Origin of the sequence: uncultured Shewanella sp. (genome assembly GCF_947501665.1) — a bacterium.
In the GTDB taxonomy this organism is placed as follows: Bacteria; Pseudomonadota; Gammaproteobacteria; order Enterobacterales; family Shewanellaceae; genus Shewanella.
In genome coordinates this window covers 160755-179918 of record NZ_CANMWS010000002.1, presented here as the reverse complement: position 1 = coordinate 179918, position 19164 = coordinate 160755, and the positions used below count along the sequence as shown (strand labels likewise).

16 protein-coding genes are annotated in these 19164 nt (G+C 38.5%); 13 read left to right on the top strand and 3 right to left on the bottom strand.

What is annotated here, in order from left to right; genetic code table 11:
- Window positions 1–162: 162 nt before the first annotated feature.
- Both Q0976_RS02190 and Q0976_RS02185 read left to right on the top strand, forming a co-directional pair.
- Window positions 163–597, top strand: a complete 435-nt coding sequence (locus Q0976_RS02190) for a type II toxin-antitoxin system RatA family toxin (RefSeq protein WP_299490479.1) — start codon at window positions 163–165, stop codon at window positions 595–597.
- Window positions 594–941 carry an RnfH family protein gene (locus Q0976_RS02185; RefSeq protein ID WP_299490477.1) on the top strand — a complete coding sequence of 116 codons (348 nt, stop codon included), beginning with the start codon at window positions 594–596 and terminating at the stop codon, window positions 939–941. Before Q0976_RS02190 ends, Q0976_RS02185 begins: the two co-directional genes overlap by 4 nt.
- A gap of 70 nt (window positions 942–1011) precedes the next feature.
- Here the strand turns inward: Q0976_RS02185 and bamE are convergent, their stop codons facing one another.
- Window positions 1012–1464: an outer membrane protein assembly factor BamE gene (bamE, locus tag Q0976_RS02180; protein ID WP_299490652.1), complete on the bottom strand. Its 453-nt coding sequence runs from the start codon at window positions 1462–1464 to the stop codon at window positions 1012–1014.
- Between the two features lie 774 nt (window positions 1465–2238).
- On the opposite strand from bamE, the gene Q0976_RS02175 reads away from it, so the two are divergent.
- From Q0976_RS02175 to Q0976_RS02140, 8 genes are all read left to right on the top strand, one after another.
- Window positions 2239–3060 (top strand): SAM-dependent methyltransferase, encoded by an 822-nt coding sequence (locus tag Q0976_RS02175; protein ID WP_299490650.1) that lies wholly within the window; start codon window positions 2239–2241, stop codon window positions 3058–3060.
- 160 nt (window positions 3061–3220) lie between these two features.
- Window positions 3221–3427: a hypothetical protein gene (locus Q0976_RS02170; RefSeq protein ID WP_299490475.1), complete on the top strand. Its 207-nt coding sequence runs from the start codon at window positions 3221–3223 to the stop codon at window positions 3425–3427.
- A 57-nt stretch (window positions 3428–3484) separates the two neighbouring features.
- Window positions 3485–5335 carry a GGDEF domain-containing protein gene (locus Q0976_RS02165; protein ID WP_299490472.1) on the top strand — a complete coding sequence of 617 codons (1851 nt, stop codon included), beginning with the start codon at window positions 3485–3487 and terminating at the stop codon, window positions 5333–5335.
- Between the two features lie 136 nt (window positions 5336–5471).
- Complete coding sequence (locus Q0976_RS02160; RefSeq protein ID WP_299490470.1) at window positions 5472–7442, top strand: GGDEF domain-containing protein; 1971 nt, start codon at window positions 5472–5474, stop codon at window positions 7440–7442.
- Window positions 7443–7474: 32 nt separating this feature from the next.
- On the top strand, window positions 7475–9382 hold the full coding sequence (locus Q0976_RS02155; RefSeq protein ID WP_299490468.1) for a tetratricopeptide repeat-containing diguanylate cyclase: 1908 nt from the start codon (window positions 7475–7477) through the stop codon (window positions 9380–9382).
- Between the two features lie 290 nt (window positions 9383–9672).
- Window positions 9673–10116, top strand: a complete 444-nt coding sequence (locus tag Q0976_RS02150) for a hypothetical protein (protein ID WP_299490465.1) — start codon at window positions 9673–9675, stop codon at window positions 10114–10116.
- Between the two features lie 107 nt (window positions 10117–10223).
- Window positions 10224–11564: an amidohydrolase gene (locus tag Q0976_RS02145; protein ID WP_299490463.1), complete on the top strand. Its 1341-nt coding sequence runs from the start codon at window positions 10224–10226 to the stop codon at window positions 11562–11564.
- A gap of 30 nt (window positions 11565–11594) precedes the next feature.
- On the top strand, window positions 11595–13955 hold the full coding sequence (locus Q0976_RS02140) for a penicillin acylase family protein (protein ID WP_299490462.1): 2361 nt from the start codon (window positions 11595–11597) through the stop codon (window positions 13953–13955).
- A 153-nt stretch (window positions 13956–14108) separates the two neighbouring features.
- Here Q0976_RS02140 and Q0976_RS02135 read toward each other — a convergent pair whose 3' ends face one another.
- Complete coding sequence (locus Q0976_RS02135; RefSeq protein WP_299490459.1) at window positions 14109–14342, bottom strand: DUF2789 domain-containing protein; 234 nt, start codon at window positions 14340–14342, stop codon at window positions 14109–14111.
- Window positions 14343–14523: 181 nt separating this feature from the next.
- Between Q0976_RS02135 and Q0976_RS02130 the strand changes: the two genes are divergently transcribed.
- The 3 genes from Q0976_RS02130 (at window position 14524) to Q0976_RS02120 (ending at window position 16917) form a co-directional block, all read left to right on the top strand.
- A complete protein-coding gene (locus tag Q0976_RS02130) occupies window positions 14524–15312 on the top strand; it encodes a sporulation protein (protein ID WP_299490457.1) in 789 nt (262 codons plus the stop codon).
- 244 nt (window positions 15313–15556) lie between these two features.
- Window positions 15557–16030: a GyrI-like domain-containing protein gene (locus tag Q0976_RS02125; RefSeq protein ID WP_299490455.1), complete on the top strand. Its 474-nt coding sequence runs from the start codon at window positions 15557–15559 to the stop codon at window positions 16028–16030.
- Window positions 16031–16227: 197 nt separating this feature from the next.
- Entirely contained in the window at window positions 16228–16917 is a 690-nt protein-coding gene (locus tag Q0976_RS02120) for a sulfotransferase (RefSeq protein ID WP_299490452.1), read from the top strand.
- A gap of 560 nt (window positions 16918–17477) precedes the next feature.
- Here Q0976_RS02120 and Q0976_RS02115 read toward each other — a convergent pair.
- Window positions 17478–19133, bottom strand: a complete 1656-nt coding sequence (locus tag Q0976_RS02115) for a PfaD family polyunsaturated fatty acid/polyketide biosynthesis protein (RefSeq protein WP_299490450.1) — start codon at window positions 19131–19133, stop codon at window positions 17478–17480.
- Window positions 19134–19164 lie beyond the last annotated feature (31 nt).

Sequence of the window (19164 nt, the reverse complement as noted above, 5' to 3'; positions counted from 1 at the left end):
ATTACCTTAGGGCATTTTTTAGTAAATTTATTTTCAATAGAATGAGGTTGTTCTTTATTTAATCAATTTTATTCAAGGAAAGAGGGGAAGAAAATATACGTTTTCTCTCCATCATGTTAAAATCGGTCTATTAAAGGTTAGTAATTGAGTGTAATAGGCGTTATGACACAGATTTCTCGCAGTGTGTTAGTCCGTTTTAGTGCTATGCAGATGTATGATCTTGTTAACGATGTAGATTCTTATCAAGAGTTTTTACCTGGCTGCGTGGGGGGAAAAGTGCTCACTTTTGATGGTGATACCATGCTGGCTTCTGTGGATGTGGCTAAAGCTGGGATCAGTAAAAGTTTTACGACCCGCAATCAACTTGAACCAGGGAAAAAAATTCATCTTGTACTAGAAAACGGTCCGTTTAAGTATCTTCATGGCGAATGGCGATTTACTGAACTGGCTGAGGATGCTTGCCAAATTGACTTTGAATTAAACTTTGAATTTTCAAATTTTTTAGTTGAAAAGGCGTTCGGTAAAGTGTTTAAGGAGCTGGTGTCATCAATGGTTTCGGCTTTTACTGGGCGAGCGAAAGTGGTGTATCACTCATGAGTGAACATGACAGTGTGAATGAGCAAGTGGCATTTAATGTTGAAGTTATCTACGCGTTACCTCACCTACAAAAAAGGCTGCAAGTTAAGGTGTTGCCAGGAACAAGTTGTATTGAAGTGGTGAGAAAGAGTGGTATTAATGCTTTTTTTCCAGAACTTGATCTGGATACGGTTAAATTAGGCATATTCAGTCGTTTAGTGAAGAATAATGAGATTATTCAACAAGGGCAACGTATTGAAATCTATCGTCCATTAATTGCCGATCCAAAAGATGTGCGTCGAAGAAGGGCTGAAAAAGCGAAAGAGGAAGGTCGCGCAAATAAAATTACAGGTGGTAGAGCTTAGATATTTGAATCTAGGCTCTAATACGATATACCAAGTATTGATTATTGATTATTGATTATTGATTATTGATTTAGTTGTCTACATTGTCCGCAGTGGGCGTATTGAGATCAGGTAGTCGACTCTCTTCTAGCGGCGTATTAAAGTCAGGACTTAAGTCATAATCACCTTCAGCTTGGATCAGTTTGTCATCATTAAAGCGAATAATGAGCTCCTTGTGGATGATGCTGGCATCGCGGCCACTTTTAAAATGATATACATAGTACCAAGTATCATCAGCAAAACTATCGTGTATCACGGGACGACCAAGAATATATTGCACTTGTTCTTTCGTCATTTGCATACGCAGTTTTTCAACTTGCTGCTTTTCCATATAATTGCCTTGAGCAATATCAGGTTTATAGATTAACCAATCAAATACACTGCATGCACTGAGTGATAAAGAGAGCGCAGCGGCGCCCAATAAAGTTAGACTTTGTTTTTTAATTGTCATTGAATGCGCTACTTCATAAAAATCTGTGTTCATCATACCCAAGCACTCCCCTTGCTGACAAGGGGTATCTTACTGCCTGTGGCTTGGCCCTGTGTAACTTGTAAGGCATACAAGTTTATAACATTGATCTTATATGGAGTCACCCGTTTCCTAATAGTTCAATTAAATTGTGTAAAATATATGTGTTTATCAGACTTGGATATTGAGACGGGAAAATACCCCATTGTGTGATATAAAAAATGGTTAATACCCTTTTAATAAGGAAGGGGTCTCGGCAATGACAGTAAAAATACAATGTCATTTTATTTTTTAGTATAACCATATTTATTTCATATGTTTACAGTGATAGTTACAGGGGGAGGCACTCCTTTTCGTTTTAAATAGTGTAGATAAAATAAATTGAAATATTTCCAGTATTTTTAGTTACCTTTGTGATAAAAATGTTGGAAAAAATGCTGTATTTAATGTAAATTGCTTATGACAAATGAAGAAGTTACTTAATAAGACATCCTTAAGCCATAAAATACAGCTTTTATAGGTCAAATATGTCCTTAAAAACCCGAATTTTTCAATGGAGCATGAAAAGTGTGTTGTTTTTTTCTTTTGAGAGACGAGGGTGCAAGACATTGGTTAGATAACAAATGGATGAGTTTTGCGGGTAACTTAACGGTCGTAAGAATAACAAGAACAAAAAAGCAGAAAGAACAAAAATAATAAGCTTTACTTCAATAATAATATGAAGTTGTATTTTTTAGGCTTAACATTTGAGCTTAATGGTTTAATAAACGGATAGAGTTAATGACAGAAATGGATAGCAAGAGCTTAGACAGTCACAAAAGTGGCAGTCTAGTGTGTGTGGGGACAGGGTTAAATTTAGCGGGACAAATTACCGTATTAAGCCAAAGCTATATTGAGCATGCAGATACGGTATTTAGTTTAATGCCAGATGGCTTTGCTGAGCGCTGGGTGGGGCGTTTAAATTCAAATGTTCGCAGTTTACAGTCTTTTTATGCACAAAAAGGCGAAGTCAAAAATCGCCGTGACACCTATGCACAAATGGTAAATGCCATTGTGGCTGAAGTGCGTCTGGGTAAAAAAGTGGTCTGTGCTCTATACGGTCATCCGGGGGTCTTTGCCTGTGTGGGGCACTTGGCCATTGAGCAATTGCAACGTGAAGGTTTCAGGGCTCAAATGGAGCCAGGTGTGTCTGCTGAGTCGTGTCTGTGGGCCGATTTAGGTGTCGATCCCGCGAGTTCTGGTCATCAAAGTGTTGAAGCCAGTCAATTTATGTTCTATCGGCAATCTATTTCGCCAGCGGCGTATTTGGTCTTGTGGCAAATCGGCCTTGCGGGTGAGCATACACTGACAAAATTTCATACCTGTAGCGATAAATTACAAGTGCTCGTTGAGTTGCTTGCACAATGGTATCCATTAGAGCATGAAGTAATACTTTATGAGGCGGCCACTTTGCCTGTTCAATCTCCCCGCATCGATAAGTTAATGTTAAAAGATTTACCCCAAGCTAGGCTGACGGATATTAGCACTTTGTGCATACCGCCCAGTGAAGCATTACAACTTAATGAACAAGCGTTGGCAAAGTTAGAGATCAATGCCGATGATTTTGGTTAACCGCGGAGTTAATCATTTTTTGGGATTGTATCCTGAGTAGCAAGTAGCAAGTAGCAAGTAGCAAGTAGCAAGTAGCAAGTAGCAAGTAGCAAGTAGCAAGTAGCAAGTAGCAATAACAATAATAATGTATTTATATTTTAACCAATAAGGAGATGGACTCATGTCAAATTTAGACGGCCTATTAGCCAAGTTAAGCACGGATGCCGAATTGAAAGAACAGTTTTTAACCGATCCTGAATCTGTGATGGATGAAGCGGAGTTAACCGATGATGAAAAAGCGGCCATGCGTGACAGTGATACGGATAAATTATCGGATTTAACAGGGGATAATCAGGTGTATGGGAAGAATGTGATATATCCAAATTAATTTCTAAAGCCAGTATTGATTTTAGTTAATTTAATCTTAAAGAATAAAGAGGATGTTATGGGAGAAGTAAATATAAACAAGGCTATAATTGATAAAGTCATGTTTGTTTCAGCTCTTTTGATTTTACTTTACCCATTATCCCTTTGGGCTAATAATAAGCAGATTGAAATATTTGAACAAGAATTATCAGCATTAGAAAAAGTTACAATGAGTTCACCCGCTCATGTGGTGAAAGCACTAGTCGAAATGGCGCCTGACTTATCTAAAATGCCTTTAGAATTTCAATACCGTTATTGGTTGTTACAAGCTCACTCTTTTACATTAACCAATAAGAGTGAACAAGCGATAAGCTTACTGAAACAAAAATTAGAGACTTCAGTAACAGCGGGGGCTTTAACATATCACGCCAAAATGCTTGTGTTATTAGCGAGCATTTATTCTTTTGATAATCGTTATTTTGAGGCGATGCAAATATTGCATCAGTTATTGCCTAAATTAACGCAAGTACAAGATATTAATACTGAAGTGTCAGGCTATCGACAAGTGATAGAGTTGTTTGGCCTCATGAAAATGCACGATGAGGCGCTGAAATATGCCCATACTCTGTATGCTAAACTAGATAATATTCACACCCCCCGTTTTCGTTGCTTTGCGTCTTCTATTTATGCCGAAAGCATGGATAATGTCAATCGAAAAAACCAAGCCGAATGGCCAAAGCTGTTTAAGCTGTATACCGATGCGCTGTATGAATGCCAACAGGCCGATGAAACCATGATGATGTCGGTGGCGCTTCGAGGGCAAGCAGCGCTTTTAATTGAGCAAAATGAGCTTATTGTTGCCCGCAATAAACTGGAGCGCGCCTTAGCGTTATCCCTTGCGGTATCGTATGAATATGATGTGGCTTCCGCGCTGATTTTATTAGCCAAAGTGGATATGCAAGAGCAGCAATTGATTACGGCAAAAGCCAGATTGTTAAAAGCCTTGAGTATGGCCAATGTGCTTAAGGATCAAGAGTTATTAGCAAGAATCTATTTACCGCTTTCAGTGCTCAGTGAAAAACTCGGCGAAACCCCTGAGGCGCTTAATTATCGAAAACTCTATCAAGAGAATTATTTTGCCGTACTGGGAGAGACTCAGAGCTTAATTATTGCCTTTGAAACTTCAAAACTGGACTTTTTAGAAAAAGAACGTCAGTTAAGCTTTTTAAATCGTGAGCGAGATTTATATCTAGCTAACAAGCAAATTGCTGAACGTGAACGCACTAATATGCTGCTTTTTGTCACCTTACTCGTAGGGGGCGTGTTCTTTTTAGTGATTTTAGCCGCGGTGAGTGTCAAACAAAAGCGCACTTATAAGCGCCTTGCCCAAACCGATGCCTTGACGGGTATTTATAATCGAGGGGCGGGACAAAATATCGGCGAGAATACCTTTATTCAGGTGTGCGCGAGGCAAGCTGAGTTTAGTGTTATCGCGTTTGATTTAGATTTGTTTAAAAATATTAATGATAGTTTTGGTCATGCCACAGGAGACTGGGCACTTAAAAAAGTGGTGAAAGTCATTAAATCAATCATACGTGATGGTGATATTTTTGCTCGTATGGGAGGAGAGGAGTTTGTGGTGTTACTGCCTTTTACCTCTGAGAATAAAGCCGTTGAACTTGCGGAAAAATGTAGGCTTGCATTAAGTAAAATAGAGACTCATCACAGTGGCCATGATTTTATTTTATCGGCCAGTTTCGGTGTGACACAAAACACTGACGCTGATTTAAGTTTAGATCCTATGTTGCAGCGGGCAGATAATGCGGTGTATGCCGGTAAAGCCCAAGGAGGCAATAAAGTGGTGGTGGCTGATAAAAGCATGAGTCAAGTTTTCAAGCCTAAGCCGTTAACACAAAGGGCTCGTTCATAACAGCGCTGATTTTAGATATGATAGGTTTAAGAGATTATTGATTAAAACAACAATTGAGATAGCAAGGACGCTGAGTGACATATAAGCCGTTTTGATACGGTGTTAGATGGAAATTTTCTGCTAAGGATGCATTTATTTGGCTAATTTATTAATTTTTTTGGCTCGACTGTCTATTCAGAGTCAGTCTATTCAGAGTCAATATGTGGTAGGGCAAAGGCGCCGACATTATATTTTATTTTGGGTCTGTTTGGTCTTGCTGTCGAGCATATGTATGCAGGTGTCTGTACGGGCCGATGAGAGCCAAGTTGCTGATATAACAGAGCCTCATGAAATGGCATTAATACCAGAATTATCTCAACATGCAAAAGCCAGTGATGGACAGCAACCTCCAATGTATACTTCCGCAAAATTTAAGCAAAAGTTAGATGAGCTGAAGCCTTTGAGGGGAAGCCAAGTTGAATTTGTCGCTAAGGAAACAGAGTTATTACTGCCCGTTTATACAACCATGCCATTGACGCTGCAATATGAGTTTGTTTTTTTAAAAGGTCATTCATTTGCGTTGTCAGGGCAATTAAACCAAGCAGTTGCTTTTATTGAAACCGCCATGGTTAATCCGCCATTAGAAGCACAGAAAGCTCAATATGTAAAAATTTTAGCCCTGCTTGCTGCGATTTATTCTGACTTGGATGATGTGACCAAAACCCTGCAAACACTTAATCAAGTGGTGCCTTTTTTAGATTCAGTGGATGACATTGATAATGAAGCGTATGTGTATATGATGATGGTCGAAATGCTATCACGTATGACACGCTTTGATGCGGCGTTACAATATACTGATCGCTTATATGCCACGCTCGATAAAGTGAGCAATAATATGAGGCGGTGCTATATTGCCGGTACTCATGCTAAAGCCTTATCACAGGCACTGAAGCAAGATGAGACACAACGGCGCCAGTTGCTTAATTATCTTATTGAAGCGAAAACGGAGTGTGATACTGCAGGTGAGAATGAAATGGTATCGACCCAATTACGCTTAATGAGTGAGCTTTATGGATTGAATGGGCAATTTGAACGGGCAAAGTCGAGTCTTAATAGTGCGTTAAAATATACATCAAGTAATGATAGTAATACCGAACTGGGTTTTATCTATGTTTCTCTTGCTCAAGTTGCCATAGGAGAAGCTAAGTGGGACTTGGCTGCGCAACGTTATTTAAAGGCATTGAGTATCGCGAAAAAATCCCAGAGCAATCGATTGTTTGTTGATAGCACATTGGGGTTGGCGCGTGTTTATGACACTATGCAACAATTTGAAGAAGCACTTTCGTATCGAAAATTATACGAAAAGCATAATGAAACTAAAATGCAGGATATTCAAGGTGAGTTAACAGCCTTTGAAAGTGCTAAGTTGCAATTATTAGAAAAAGAGCGGCAAGTACAAGGTTTAGCTAAGCAGCAAGCGTTATTCTTTGCCACCAAGCAAATCAATGAGCGAAAGCAAACTCATATGCGACTATTAATGACACTCCTTGGCGGGAGTGTGTTTTTTCTGCTCTTGTGGATTGGAGCGAGTCTTGTTCAAAAACGTCGATATCAAGCACTGGCAATCAAGGATCCTTTAACTGGAATATATAATCGCAGTGCCGGTGAAGAGAAAGGGATGCTTTTATATCAACAAGCTCGAAAAAAGCAACAACCTTTTAGTTTAATCACTTTAGATGTTGATGAATTTAAAAATATTAATGATTGTTTTGGACATGCTACTGGTGATTGGGTACTTAAAAAAATTGCGACAGTTATTTCCAGCCTCATGCCAAAAGATGCCATTTTTTCTCGAATGGGGGGAGAAGAGTTCATGATTTTATTACCCAATGTGACTGAAGATGAGGCAAGAAAACTTGCAAAAGTATATCAAGCAAAATTACACGCAATTAATACGCAATATTCAGGATATGACTTCGCTGTATCAGTGAGTTTTGGGATCACTGAAGCCATTTTGCCGGACGTAAAATTAGATTCCCTTATAAAACGGGCTACGGATGCGATGAGTTTTACGCATAACAACAGCGCAGGTTTTCTTTCTCAATCACAGTCAGTTATTTCTTGTTAATTTAGCTTGGATGTAAATAAAGTTGGCGATCAATGGGTCAGATAAATATAGCAATATTCGTTAGGCATTACTTTAGGAACCGTGGATCTTTTTTTGCGTATTTTATTTGTGGTATGTTTTGTTTATCTGTGGAGCGGGCCTATGCCGAGCCGATAGAACAGAAGAACTTGACTACTCATTCAAATGTTGAAATCAAGCAAGTGGCTACGAATAATGAGCTTTCACTTAACAATCTTGATGTTAAGCGCATTGAAGCTCAAATAACTCAATTGGAAGCCGTTCGTTTAACAGAGCAGGCTCGCATAGTGGTTGAAACAGATGCTCTATTACCTCTGCTTTCTCGTATGCCTAGAGCGTTACAATATCGCCTTGTGCAATTAAAAGCTCAGTCTTGGGCTATGGCAGGAAATATGGAGGCGGCAGAAAACTTGTTGCAACGTTATCTAAAGACTCCGCCCTCTACACTTTTTATAGAACAACACGTCGATTTACTTTTGTTATTAGCAGGCGTTTATTCCGATTCATACGACGTGGAAAGTACGCTTAAAGTGTTAAATCAAATTGTGCCATTTCTTGCCCAAGTCAATGATGCTAATGATGAAGCTTATGTGTATATGTTAATGGTAGAAATGCTGACTCGAATGACACGCTATCAGGCTGCTGGGCAATATACAGATAAATTATTTTCGACTTTAGAGAAAGTGAAAAAACCGATACGCCGCTGTTATATATCAACGGTTCATGCCAATGCGGTAATTCATTTACTCGTTGATGACTTGAGCCAGCGAGAATATTTAGTGTCATTGTTTCGTCATTCTTTTAATGAATGTGAACAAGCTGAAGATAAGGGAGCGATGTCTATTAACTTGCGCTCGCTTACAGAAGTGTATCTTTTGGATAATCGTTTACTGTTAGCAACAGCGGCTATAGATAAAGCGTATCAAATGGCATTGATAGAGGATAATACCAGTGAGCTTGCTTTTATTTATGCACATCTTGCCGATATTGCCAAGCGAGAAGATAAATTTGATACGGCAATAGAATATGCTTCGCAGTCATATGACTTAGCTATTGAATTAAAAATAGATCATCTTATGACTAAAGCCTCTTTACTATTAGCCGAAACATATGAATTGTCAGGTGACACTGCTCAGGCATTATTGTATCGCCAAGTGTATGAGGAGCGTTATTTAATTCAATGGCAAACAACTCAAGGTGAATTAACTGTCTTTGAAAGTGCTAAGCTGCAGTTATTAAACAGTGAGCGACAGTTAGATGTATTAGAGCGTGAAAAAGCACAGTATCTGATGGCGAAAGAAATGGTTGAACGTAAGCAAACACAAATACGTTTATGGATGACCTTATTAATGGGCAGTATTGGGTTTTTAATGATTTGGATCGTGATGAGTGTAAAACAAAAACGTCGTTATCGCGTTTTGGCTCAAAGCGATCCATTGACAGGGATTTACAATCGAAGCGCCGGAGAGTATGTGGGGAAAATACTGTATGAGCAGGCGCGAAAAGTGCAGCAGCCATTTAGTTTAGTCAGTTTCGATATTGATAATTTTAAAGCGATTAACGATCATTTTGGTCATGGAACTGGAGATTGGGTATTAAAGAAAATTGTCAATGAGATTACTGGTAAGTTAAGAGAAGACGATGTTTTTGTTCGAATGGGAGGGGAAGAGTTTATGATCTTACTGCCTGGACTTAATGAAACTCAGGCTTGGAAAGTGGCCACGACCTGCCGTTTAATGATTGAAAACTTAGATACCCATTACTCTGGCCATGAATTTTCAATTACTGCTAGCTTTGGCGTCACTCAAGGAGTGGAGCCTGATCTTCAATTAGATATGTTAGTGAAACGGGCTGATGAGCTAATGGGATCTTCGCAAAAAAATCATCTTGAACCATCAGCAGATACATTATCTTATAGTTAAGTATGTCGTGTGGTAATATTAAATAACCTGAACTCGGGATAAGCAGCGCTGCTAAATAGCGCTATTTTTGCCCCTATCTATGTTGTGTTTTCTATTAATAGTCCACTATTAGACACGAAATCCCGCCTTGATATAGACAAAAATAGCGGTATTTAGCCAAATTAAACAATAAATAATAACTGGATTGAATTTAACTTGTTGACTTTAAATGGATTACTAATGTTCTTTGACACTCATAATCCCGAGCTCAAGTTAAATATGGTCAATCCATTGAATGTGTAAAAGATAATATGGCAGAGCCGCTAACAATTAATGTGTCTGGTAATATGTATGATGTTGAATTATGGCTTTGGGAGCATTTAGTTCCTAGCGAGGGAAAAGCGGCTTCACTGCAAGGAGAAGCCATGCGTGCCATTGAATTATTGGCTTGGGAAGCACAAAATAATGGTAACCTTAACTGGAATGCTAGTTTTGATGAGTTAATTTTATTTCTACGACATTTTTTCTTGTCAGGCCTGGCTGCTGAAGCAAGCCTTTATGATAGTCATACACAAGCCAGTATTGATGAAGATCTTATTCGATTAACTAACTTCTTAATGCCGACTGAGCTGGATAGTCGCGTTTACCCTGATGAGCTCCCGTATACTGATCAGGATTTATATGACAGACTCATCTCGCATTTAGTCTGCTTTTGCCGTCATTTCCCTGTCCCTATTTATGCCGATAATAGTTAGGCATTTACTTATTGTTGCTTATGATTTATACACAAAGAGGATTTATTAAACATATTGAGTGTGATAGGTTAAATTAATGTTGATTTAATGCCGGAACGCTAGTGTTTATGAAAGGCTTTTTTATTTTTACTTATATGTCAATATTCAGTATTAGTATTGCCGCTCAACCTACCTCAAATCACCCATTGGGAGAAACTCCTCTTAGCTTATCGATTGATACGGCTATGCCAAGGTTGGAGAAGTTATACCTGCATTTTCATCAATTTCCAGAACTCTCTTATCAAGAGCAACAGACGGCAAAAGTGATGGCGAACACGTTAGTTGAATTGGGTGTAAATGTTACTTCCAATATTGGTGGCCATGGTGTTGTTGGGGTTTATGAAAATGGTGAAGGTCCCACATTACTTATTCGTACCGATCTTGATGCATTGCCAGTGAAAGAGCAAACACAAAAACCCTATGCATCCAAAGTGATACAATTAGATAAAGATAATAATGAGGTTGGAGTGATGCATGCTTGCGGGCACGATATCCATATGGTGAGTTTATTGGGTACTGCAGAGCAATTGATTAAGAATAAGCAAGATTGGCAGGGAACGCTTGTTTTACTTGCCCAACCCGCTGAAGAAGTCGGTGGTGGGGCGAAGGCTATGTTAGCAGATGGGATTTTTAATAATTTCCCTTTACCTGATTATATTTTGGCGCTACATGTCAATGCCGAGCTCCCTGCAGGGCAAGTAGGGATTACTTCGGGTTATGCATTAGCGAATGTTGACTCAGTGGATATTAAAATCAAAGGTGTTGGCGGTCATGGCGCTTACCCACACGATACCATCGATCCCATTGTATTGGCTTCAAGAATGGTATTGGCTTTGCAGACTATTGGCAGCCGCGAGATATCACCGTTAGAACCGAGTGTGATTACAGTTGGTGCTATCCAAGGTGGAACTAAACATAATATTATTCCTAACGAAGTTCAACTGGCGCTCACTTTACGCTCATATAACCCTCAAGTACGATTGCAACAAATTGATGCGTTAAAACGTATGGTTAAAGGGATTGCGATAAGTGCAGGTATCCCGCAACATTTGATGCCAGAACTGATTGTACATGAAGAGGAACGAATTCCCTCAACCTATAATGATCCAGCATTAACTGCGCAAATTAAACAGAGCATTGTGGCAGAGCTAGGGGCTGACAACGTAATTAAGCTACCTGCTGTTATGGCGGGTGAAGATTTTGGTCTTTATGGTAAAACAGCAGAACAGAGACCTATTTCTCTTTTTTGGTTAGGGGCGGTGAATAAGGGAAAATATGCTAATAGTTTAACAGAGGAGGAAGCACTGCCTTCTTTGCATTCTAGCCAATTTGCACCGGATTACCCTGTGACGATTCACACGGGAGTAAGAGCAATGACTGCGAGTGCGTTGGGGCTTTTTAATCAATAACCTCTTTTAAATAATTTGTCATAGGGAGTGATGATGAAACGGTTTAAATATAGCGTGTTTGTTGGCTTGTTTGTACTGCTTATTTTATTCATGGGCCTCTATGCTTGTTTACGATTAAGTTTACCTCAACTGGATGGAGTTATTGCAATATCGGGATTAAATGAAGATACAGTGATAGAAAGGGATAGGTTGGGGACTGCGGTTATCAGTGGAAATAACCGTTTGGATTTATCTTATGCATTAGGGTTTTCTCATGGCCAAGACCGTTTTTTTCAAATGGATTTATTGAGAAGAAATGCAGCTGGAGAGTTATCGGAATTATTTGGCAGTAAAAGTATTGAATTAGATAAAAGAAATAGAATACATCAATTTAAGGCAAAAGCTAAGGCTATCTTATCGGGGTTATCAAGTGAAGAAAAATCCATTCTATTTAAATATGCTCAAGGTGTAAATGCCGCATTAAAGCAGCAGGTTATGCCTAGTTTTGAATATTTATTGTTAAAAGCAACGCCACAACTTTGGCAAGCGGCCGATAGTTTATTGGTTATTTTTAGTATGTATCTTGATTTACAATCTAAAACCATAGAAAGAGACTTAGTTTTAACTTTGATTAAACAGCATTTTAATCAAGAGGTGGTGGACTTTTTAATTCAACCTAGTCAATTTCAAGCAGCGCTTGATTTAAGTCGTATTCCTTTAATCGCAGAAAATATCCCTATTTTGGCACCAAATAGTGTGCAAAATATGTCGAGTTCATCCTTTAATAGAATGACTGAATTGCCGCAAAAGGGCAGTAATAATTGGGCTGTGAGTGGAAACTTAACCCAGACAGGGCAAGCAATGCTATCTAATGACATGCATCTGTCTTTGAGTGTGCCTATTATTTGGTATCGAGTGCAATTAAATTATCCTGATGAAGTGACTCAACAGCTGATTCAAATAACAGGGGTTTCTTTACCAGGTACACCGGGTGTGATTGTTGGCAGTAATGGTCATATTGCTTGGGGGTTTACTAATGCTTATTTAGATACCGCAGATTGGGTGGAATTATCAGATAATACAGCAGTGACAATGGAAACTGAGCAGATTAAGGTGCGAGGTGACGATACCGTTAATTATCAATTTGAACTATCTCAATACGGCCCTGTTATTTCAACGGAATACTTGGTAAAGCAACATGAAAAGGAAGACAATGATGTTGCCATTAATGAGTCAAAGAAGTATGCACTTTCTTGGGTTGCTCATCAAGATTATGCCGTCAATTTTAATCTTCTCGGTTTAGAAAAAGTCCAAAGTGTAGAAGAGGCTATGGCGCTGGCGCCGAGTATCGGAATACCTATCCAAAATATGTTAGTGGTTGATGATAAAGGAAGCATAGCTTGGCAACCTACAGGCGCTTTTCCTTCAAGAAATAATCCACAAAATACTGCAATGCGTGTAGAAGATTATCAATTGGACTTATGGCAACAAGATTATTTGGATTTACCTCAACGAAAAAATCCGGCTATTGAACGATTATGGACGGCAAATGCAAGGGCTGTTTCTGTTGATGATGATCATTTTTTAGGTGATGGAGGGTATGCTTTAGGGGCTCGAAACGTACAGATATATGAGCGTTTAATGTCATCTGAGTTATTTAGTGAAGATGATTTTTATCAATTACAGCGTGATAATCAGGCTCATTTTCTACTTCCTTGGCAAAGATATTTGTTAACTTTACTCAGTGAGCATTCAAATGAATTTGAAGCTGATATTGAATTTATTCGAGCTTGGCGAGCTTGTGCTTGTGAAGATTCGGTCGGTTACACTTTAGTTAGCCGTTTTAGAGAGGCATTTATAACACAACTTTTTTCGCCCATTGAGAATAAAATTATACCTTATGGGCAAGATTTAAGTGTCATAAAGCGCTATTTGGAGCCTGGAGCTTGGCAATTACTGACAGTCAAACCATTATCTTGGTTGCCTAAAGATGAAACTTGGAATGATATTGGTCTATTGGTTTACAAAGAGACAAAGCAATATTTGCTCAAAAAGCACAGTGAGCGTTATCAGTTGTCTGATTTAACGTGGGGGCAAGTCAACCGATTGAACATTCAACATCCTTTTAGTCGTATTTTCCCTTTTTTAAGCCCTTTGTTGGATATGCCGAGTGCAAGTGGTTTTGGCGATGATTTTATGCCTGCTGTGCAAAGAGCTCATTTTGGTGCATCTGAGCGTTTTATTGTGCAGCCAGGGCAGGAAAGTCGGGCTATTTTGACTTTACCTGGAGGTCAATCTGGGCATCCATTATCCGTATTTTATCGTTCGGGTTATGAGGCGTATATTAATAATGATAATACTCCCTTATTACCTCAACAATTAGAATATAAATTGATTTTATCTTCTCAGTAACCAGAACTCGGGATAAGTAGCATGGTTTGATAGCGCGATTGAGCTAAATAAAAATAATGCATAACTGTAATATCATTAGTTTAATGATGATAAATGAATTATCTTGATTCTTTAATTCTCATAATTCCAAGTTTAGGTTTTCGGTATTGGCGTCTATTTTTTACGAAGCAAAGTGTCTAAGCAGTCAGTCGCACCAGACCATTGAGCATCTTCTTCTAGTGCTTCTTGCAAAAAATTTCTCTGACTTACACTCCAAAAGTCAGCCTGATATAGATGAATATTATCATCTAGGCTGTGGGATTCGATAAAGCGCTCAATTTCTTTTTCACTGCTCATAAGGCCGAGTTGATCGAATAAGTGAGTGAGTATTGCTGGTGTGGTATCCATGGCTTTCCCCAATATCGATTACATTGTTTTATTATACCATTTAACGTTAGTTCATCAAAAATGCTTGATGGTTACAATCGAATATAATTTATCAATAAATTTTCTAATTGATTGAATGGTAAAAATAAAAGTGCCATGTTACCCTCGGGCCTTATTTTTATGACAAACAGGAAGGAGTCCTATGTCATTTTTTATAAAAGCACTTGCTAAACTGGGGATTGGAGCAGCAAGCGTTGAAGCCATTATTGATAATGATACATTACAGCCTGGGCAAGAGGTATCGGGTGTCATTAAAGTGATGGGAGGGTGGTTTCCTCAGCAGGTGCATAAAATCGAATTAGCCATATGGAGTAACTATGTGGCCGAAGAGGAATATGATTGCGGTCATAAAGTATGTTTACGCCAAATTGAAAAACAGTATGAACTTACTCATTTTGAATTAAATACTCGTTTTTCGACTGACTCTAAACAGGTAAAATATATTCCATTTTCTTTTCCTTTGCCTTTATCGACACCATTAAGTTTTGGTCGAAATAAAATATGGGTAAGTCCTCGTTTAGATGTTGATTATTTATTAGGAAAGTCGAATACTTCTATATTAACAATAGAACCTAATTCATTACAAAATAATGTCTTTAACGCGTTGGAACATTTAGGTTTTGTTATAAAAAAAGTTGCTTGTGAAGCATGTTCATCACCTCAATCTCCTATGCCATTCATTCAAGAATTTGAATGTAAAGCACAAAGTGGTTATTTTAGTGAACAATTTGATGAGTTAGAATTGGTGATGCATCAACATAATGATAGTCTTCAATTACAATTGGACTTTGATTATAAGAACAGCGGGTTAACCCGATTGGTTAATCAATATATTCGACGTTATCAGGCTCAAACAGCATTGAATATCACTCAAAATGATTTGCCAACTATTCGTAAACAGCTTCATCAAGTGCTTCAGCAACATTGTTAATCAGTGCAGTATTCTTGATTACGAATGTAATAGTGTAAATTAAAGGTGCGCTTATACTTTTTTATGTTCTATATTTCTATATTTCGATATTTTTTATCGCTTCGTAGAATTTCTATTTTGTGGCGTTCAGATTTAGTGCTTTTTTGCTATTGTGACTTTTTTTGTCTTTCATCTACAATAATAAAGAAGTATTGATGTGATTGATATTGATACATTGTTTTACCTGATAGAAAAAGGTTAGATAATGAGAATTGAGTATATTGATGCCTTTACTCTTATAGGCTTGAGCGTCAGAACAAAGAATGTTTTTGAGTTGACGCCTAAAACGGCAAAAGTTGCACCTTTATGGAATGAGTTTAGTCGTATTTGTCTGCCATTATTGGCTGCTAGTCCTAAACTCTATGGGGCTTATACTGCTTATGAGTCTGATGCTAGTGGAGAGTATGATCTGATTGCCTGTGCTGATGGACTTAACTTGAAGCAGTTGGAGCCCGTTTTGAGCCAGACAGAATACACACAACAAAGTGTGACGATTGAAGCTGGAAAATATTTAATCTTTTCAGCAAAAGGAAAAATGCCTCATACTATTATCCAGTTATGGGGGGAAGTGTGGCGTTATTTTAATGCTTATGATTGTGAGCATGTTCGTCTTTTTAAAACAGACTTTGAATATTATAAAGCAGATAATGAAGTTGAAATTGCTATAGGAGTGGAGTAGAAAGAACTCGGTAATAATAGTGTATTTAGCAAATAAATTTTGAGAAAAACATCTTGCTTTAACTGTCGAGTTTTTAACGCTTTTACCGATAAAAATACGTCATACACCACTTATTACATAGAAGGTTTATTTACTGCTAAGTAATGATAAACTAGCGTTTTTCGTATTGCTGGTTTATTTGGTTTTTTTGATTGATTATGAATAAAGTTTTTATTATTGGTTTACCGAGAACAGGCACGACAAGTATCAGCGTAGCTTTGTTAGATTATGATTTTAAAGTTGCGCATACGGCTTATACTAAACAAGCTTTTCAATTGGCAGATGTTGTTTCAGATGCGCCGTGTTTTAGTGATTATAAGCAGTTAGATAAGTTATTTCCAGATTCTAAGTTTATTTATTTAGACAGAGAATTTGCTGGATGGATCCCATCAATTCAAATGCTATTGAATAAAATGCGAACTAATCTTGATTTAAAAACAGGGGTATTTAATCCTGTATTGAAACGCAGCTTTAATGACGTATTTTCACTTTCAACGACAAGTGATCCCTTTAGTATTGAACATTTACAGTCTTGCTATCTTACTCATAAAAAAGCCGTGATAGATTACTTTGCTGATCGTGATGACTTACTGATTATTAATATCGATCATCAAGGTAGTTTAGGTGAGTTATTGCATTTTATTGGTGTGATCTCTGATGATATTGAAACCTGCTGCTTAGATGAGAGGTTAGTTGGTTTGGAAAATAAAGAAAAAAGGCTTTCAAATTTGAGTTTTCCACATCTCAATAAAGGTAAACATGTCGCTGACTGGCGAGAGTATAAGCACCCTAATAAAGTAAATTCAAACAGTGCGGGAAAAGATCGTAGACAATTTTTTGATTATTAATTTTTTAAATGTGACCCATACTCTAATTGATGAGTAGAGTGAGCGTTTTTTTGATAAAGTCTTGCGAGGTGTGAAAGCCTAATATCAACCGGAAATTGACATATGCTTAAGGTGACTTTACTCCGTAAAGCGTTATCAACTGTTTCATGCAGGTATTGTGGCTCACCAGTGTCCATTGTGTATGTATCTGTTTCAATTAATATATTAGCATTTCTGTCCCAAATTAATCTGAATCTTTTTTACCCACAACATTTTCCCCCGCGAATTCATTAATGGCTTTATTGCCATAGATATAAATTTGATTTTTCTAAATTTAGCACAGCAATGGGAGGGGGGGAAATATGATGAGTTCTTGCTTTTTTATCACCTTAATATGCGTCATAACCGTTCCTTTTTAAGGATAAGATATATAGCTAAATCATTTTAAATTGATTTAGCCATATATGAGAGGCGGGATAAACAGTTAAGATGTCATCTGTAAAAGTCAAAGGTAGAACATTATCCCACCTTTATTTTTAACTTAAATTAGGGCTAACTGTATCAATATTAAGTTATATCGCCTATCCCATTTTTTGGTTAGCTTGCCAGCGTAATAATTCGTTAGGCAGTTTTATTCCTTGTGAGGTAATAAAATTGATTCGATTTAAGTAAGCGGCGCCATATAAAATGTGTTTGGCGACATCCACGGCTTGTCTTTGTTGGTAATGGGCTAAATAGCTGCCTTTCGCCCATTGATTAAAGGCGCCTAATGCAGGCCCTGCCCAGATTTGGTAATCCATTTCACGGCCCACTTCACCAGTGTTTGACCAGCGACTTGAAAGGCCCAAATACCACCTAAAAATTAGCGCCATTTTACGTTTTGGATGGTTAAGTGCCCGCTCTATTTGCTTTGGATCGCGCTCATTAAAATGCTTGACGGTGCCTTGCCATATCGTATCTAGGCTGGCGCGAAAGACTTGTTGTTCAAGTTTTTCTCGTTCATCAGCTGGAATGTCATCGATGGAATCGAAACGGGTGTAAATGTCATAAAGTTTATTGGCGCGCATAGGAAATAGGGTGCCACGTTTTATCACTTGCAGTTTAACGCCCATTTCAAACATGTCGGCTGCAGGCGCCATAGTTACATCAGCCATCTCCGTTGTTGAAAGCAATTTTCTGGTGTGTTCACTGGCCCCAGCTTCAATGCAGGCCTGATTTACAGAGCCTGTGACGATATACGCTGCGCCCATATTAAAAGCGGCAAGTGCCGCATCTGGCGTGCCAATACCGCCACCTGCACCGACTCGAAGTGGTGTGGGGTATTGGTATTGTTTCTGTATATTGTCTTTTAGGGCGAGTAATGTGGGTAATAAAGTGACTAAGGGACGATTATCTGTGTGACCGCCTGAATCGGCTTCAGCTGTGATGTCATCAGCCATGGGAACCTGTTGAGCAAGCTCCATTTGTTCGCTGCTGATAAGTCCCTCATCCTTGAGTTTTTGCAGTATTTTAACTGGCGCAGGTTGCATAAAATGAGTGGCGACTTCGGTGCGACTTACTTTGGCGATGACTTTATTGGCAATGTTTATTTGTCCTTTGCTATCAAGGCTTAAACCTGCCGCGCGGTAATAAACAATATGTGGCGTTAAGCCTAAAAAGGCCGAGGCCTCAACAGTGCGAACTTGATGTTTTAAAAATAACTCAACTGAGCCGCGCTCTAATGCGGGTTCACTGGGGCTGTGAATGAGATTAAACGCATAGGGACCTTGAGGGAGAGCGGCTTGAATACGAACAATAGCCGCTTCCACTCTTGATGGGATGAGCCCTGCAGCACCAAAAGAGCATAAAATGCCAGCTTTTCCTAATGCGATGACCAATTCTTCTGATGAGATCCCATTTGCCATTGCGCCAGCATAATAAGCGTATTTTACGCCGTGAACACGTCTGAAATGACTATCCCCTAAACTTTGAGTACCCAGAGCTGGTGCAAAGGCGCTGACGGGCAATACATTTGATGTTTTTCCTGTTGTCGGGCTTGAAGGTGTTAATGACTCAGGATTGATAATCTCTGCATCATGACTTATGCCTAGACCTTTATCGTTGTGTTCAACAAGATAACAACATTGACTAAAGTCTTTAAGTTGACTGGCTAGGCTATTAAGATCAAAGGCAAGTTTTGAAATATTAACTTGCCACGGCCAAGGGGTTAACGATTCATTTTTTATCATAGATTTCATTTAGGTGTCACCCTGTTATTTTTTGTTGGCT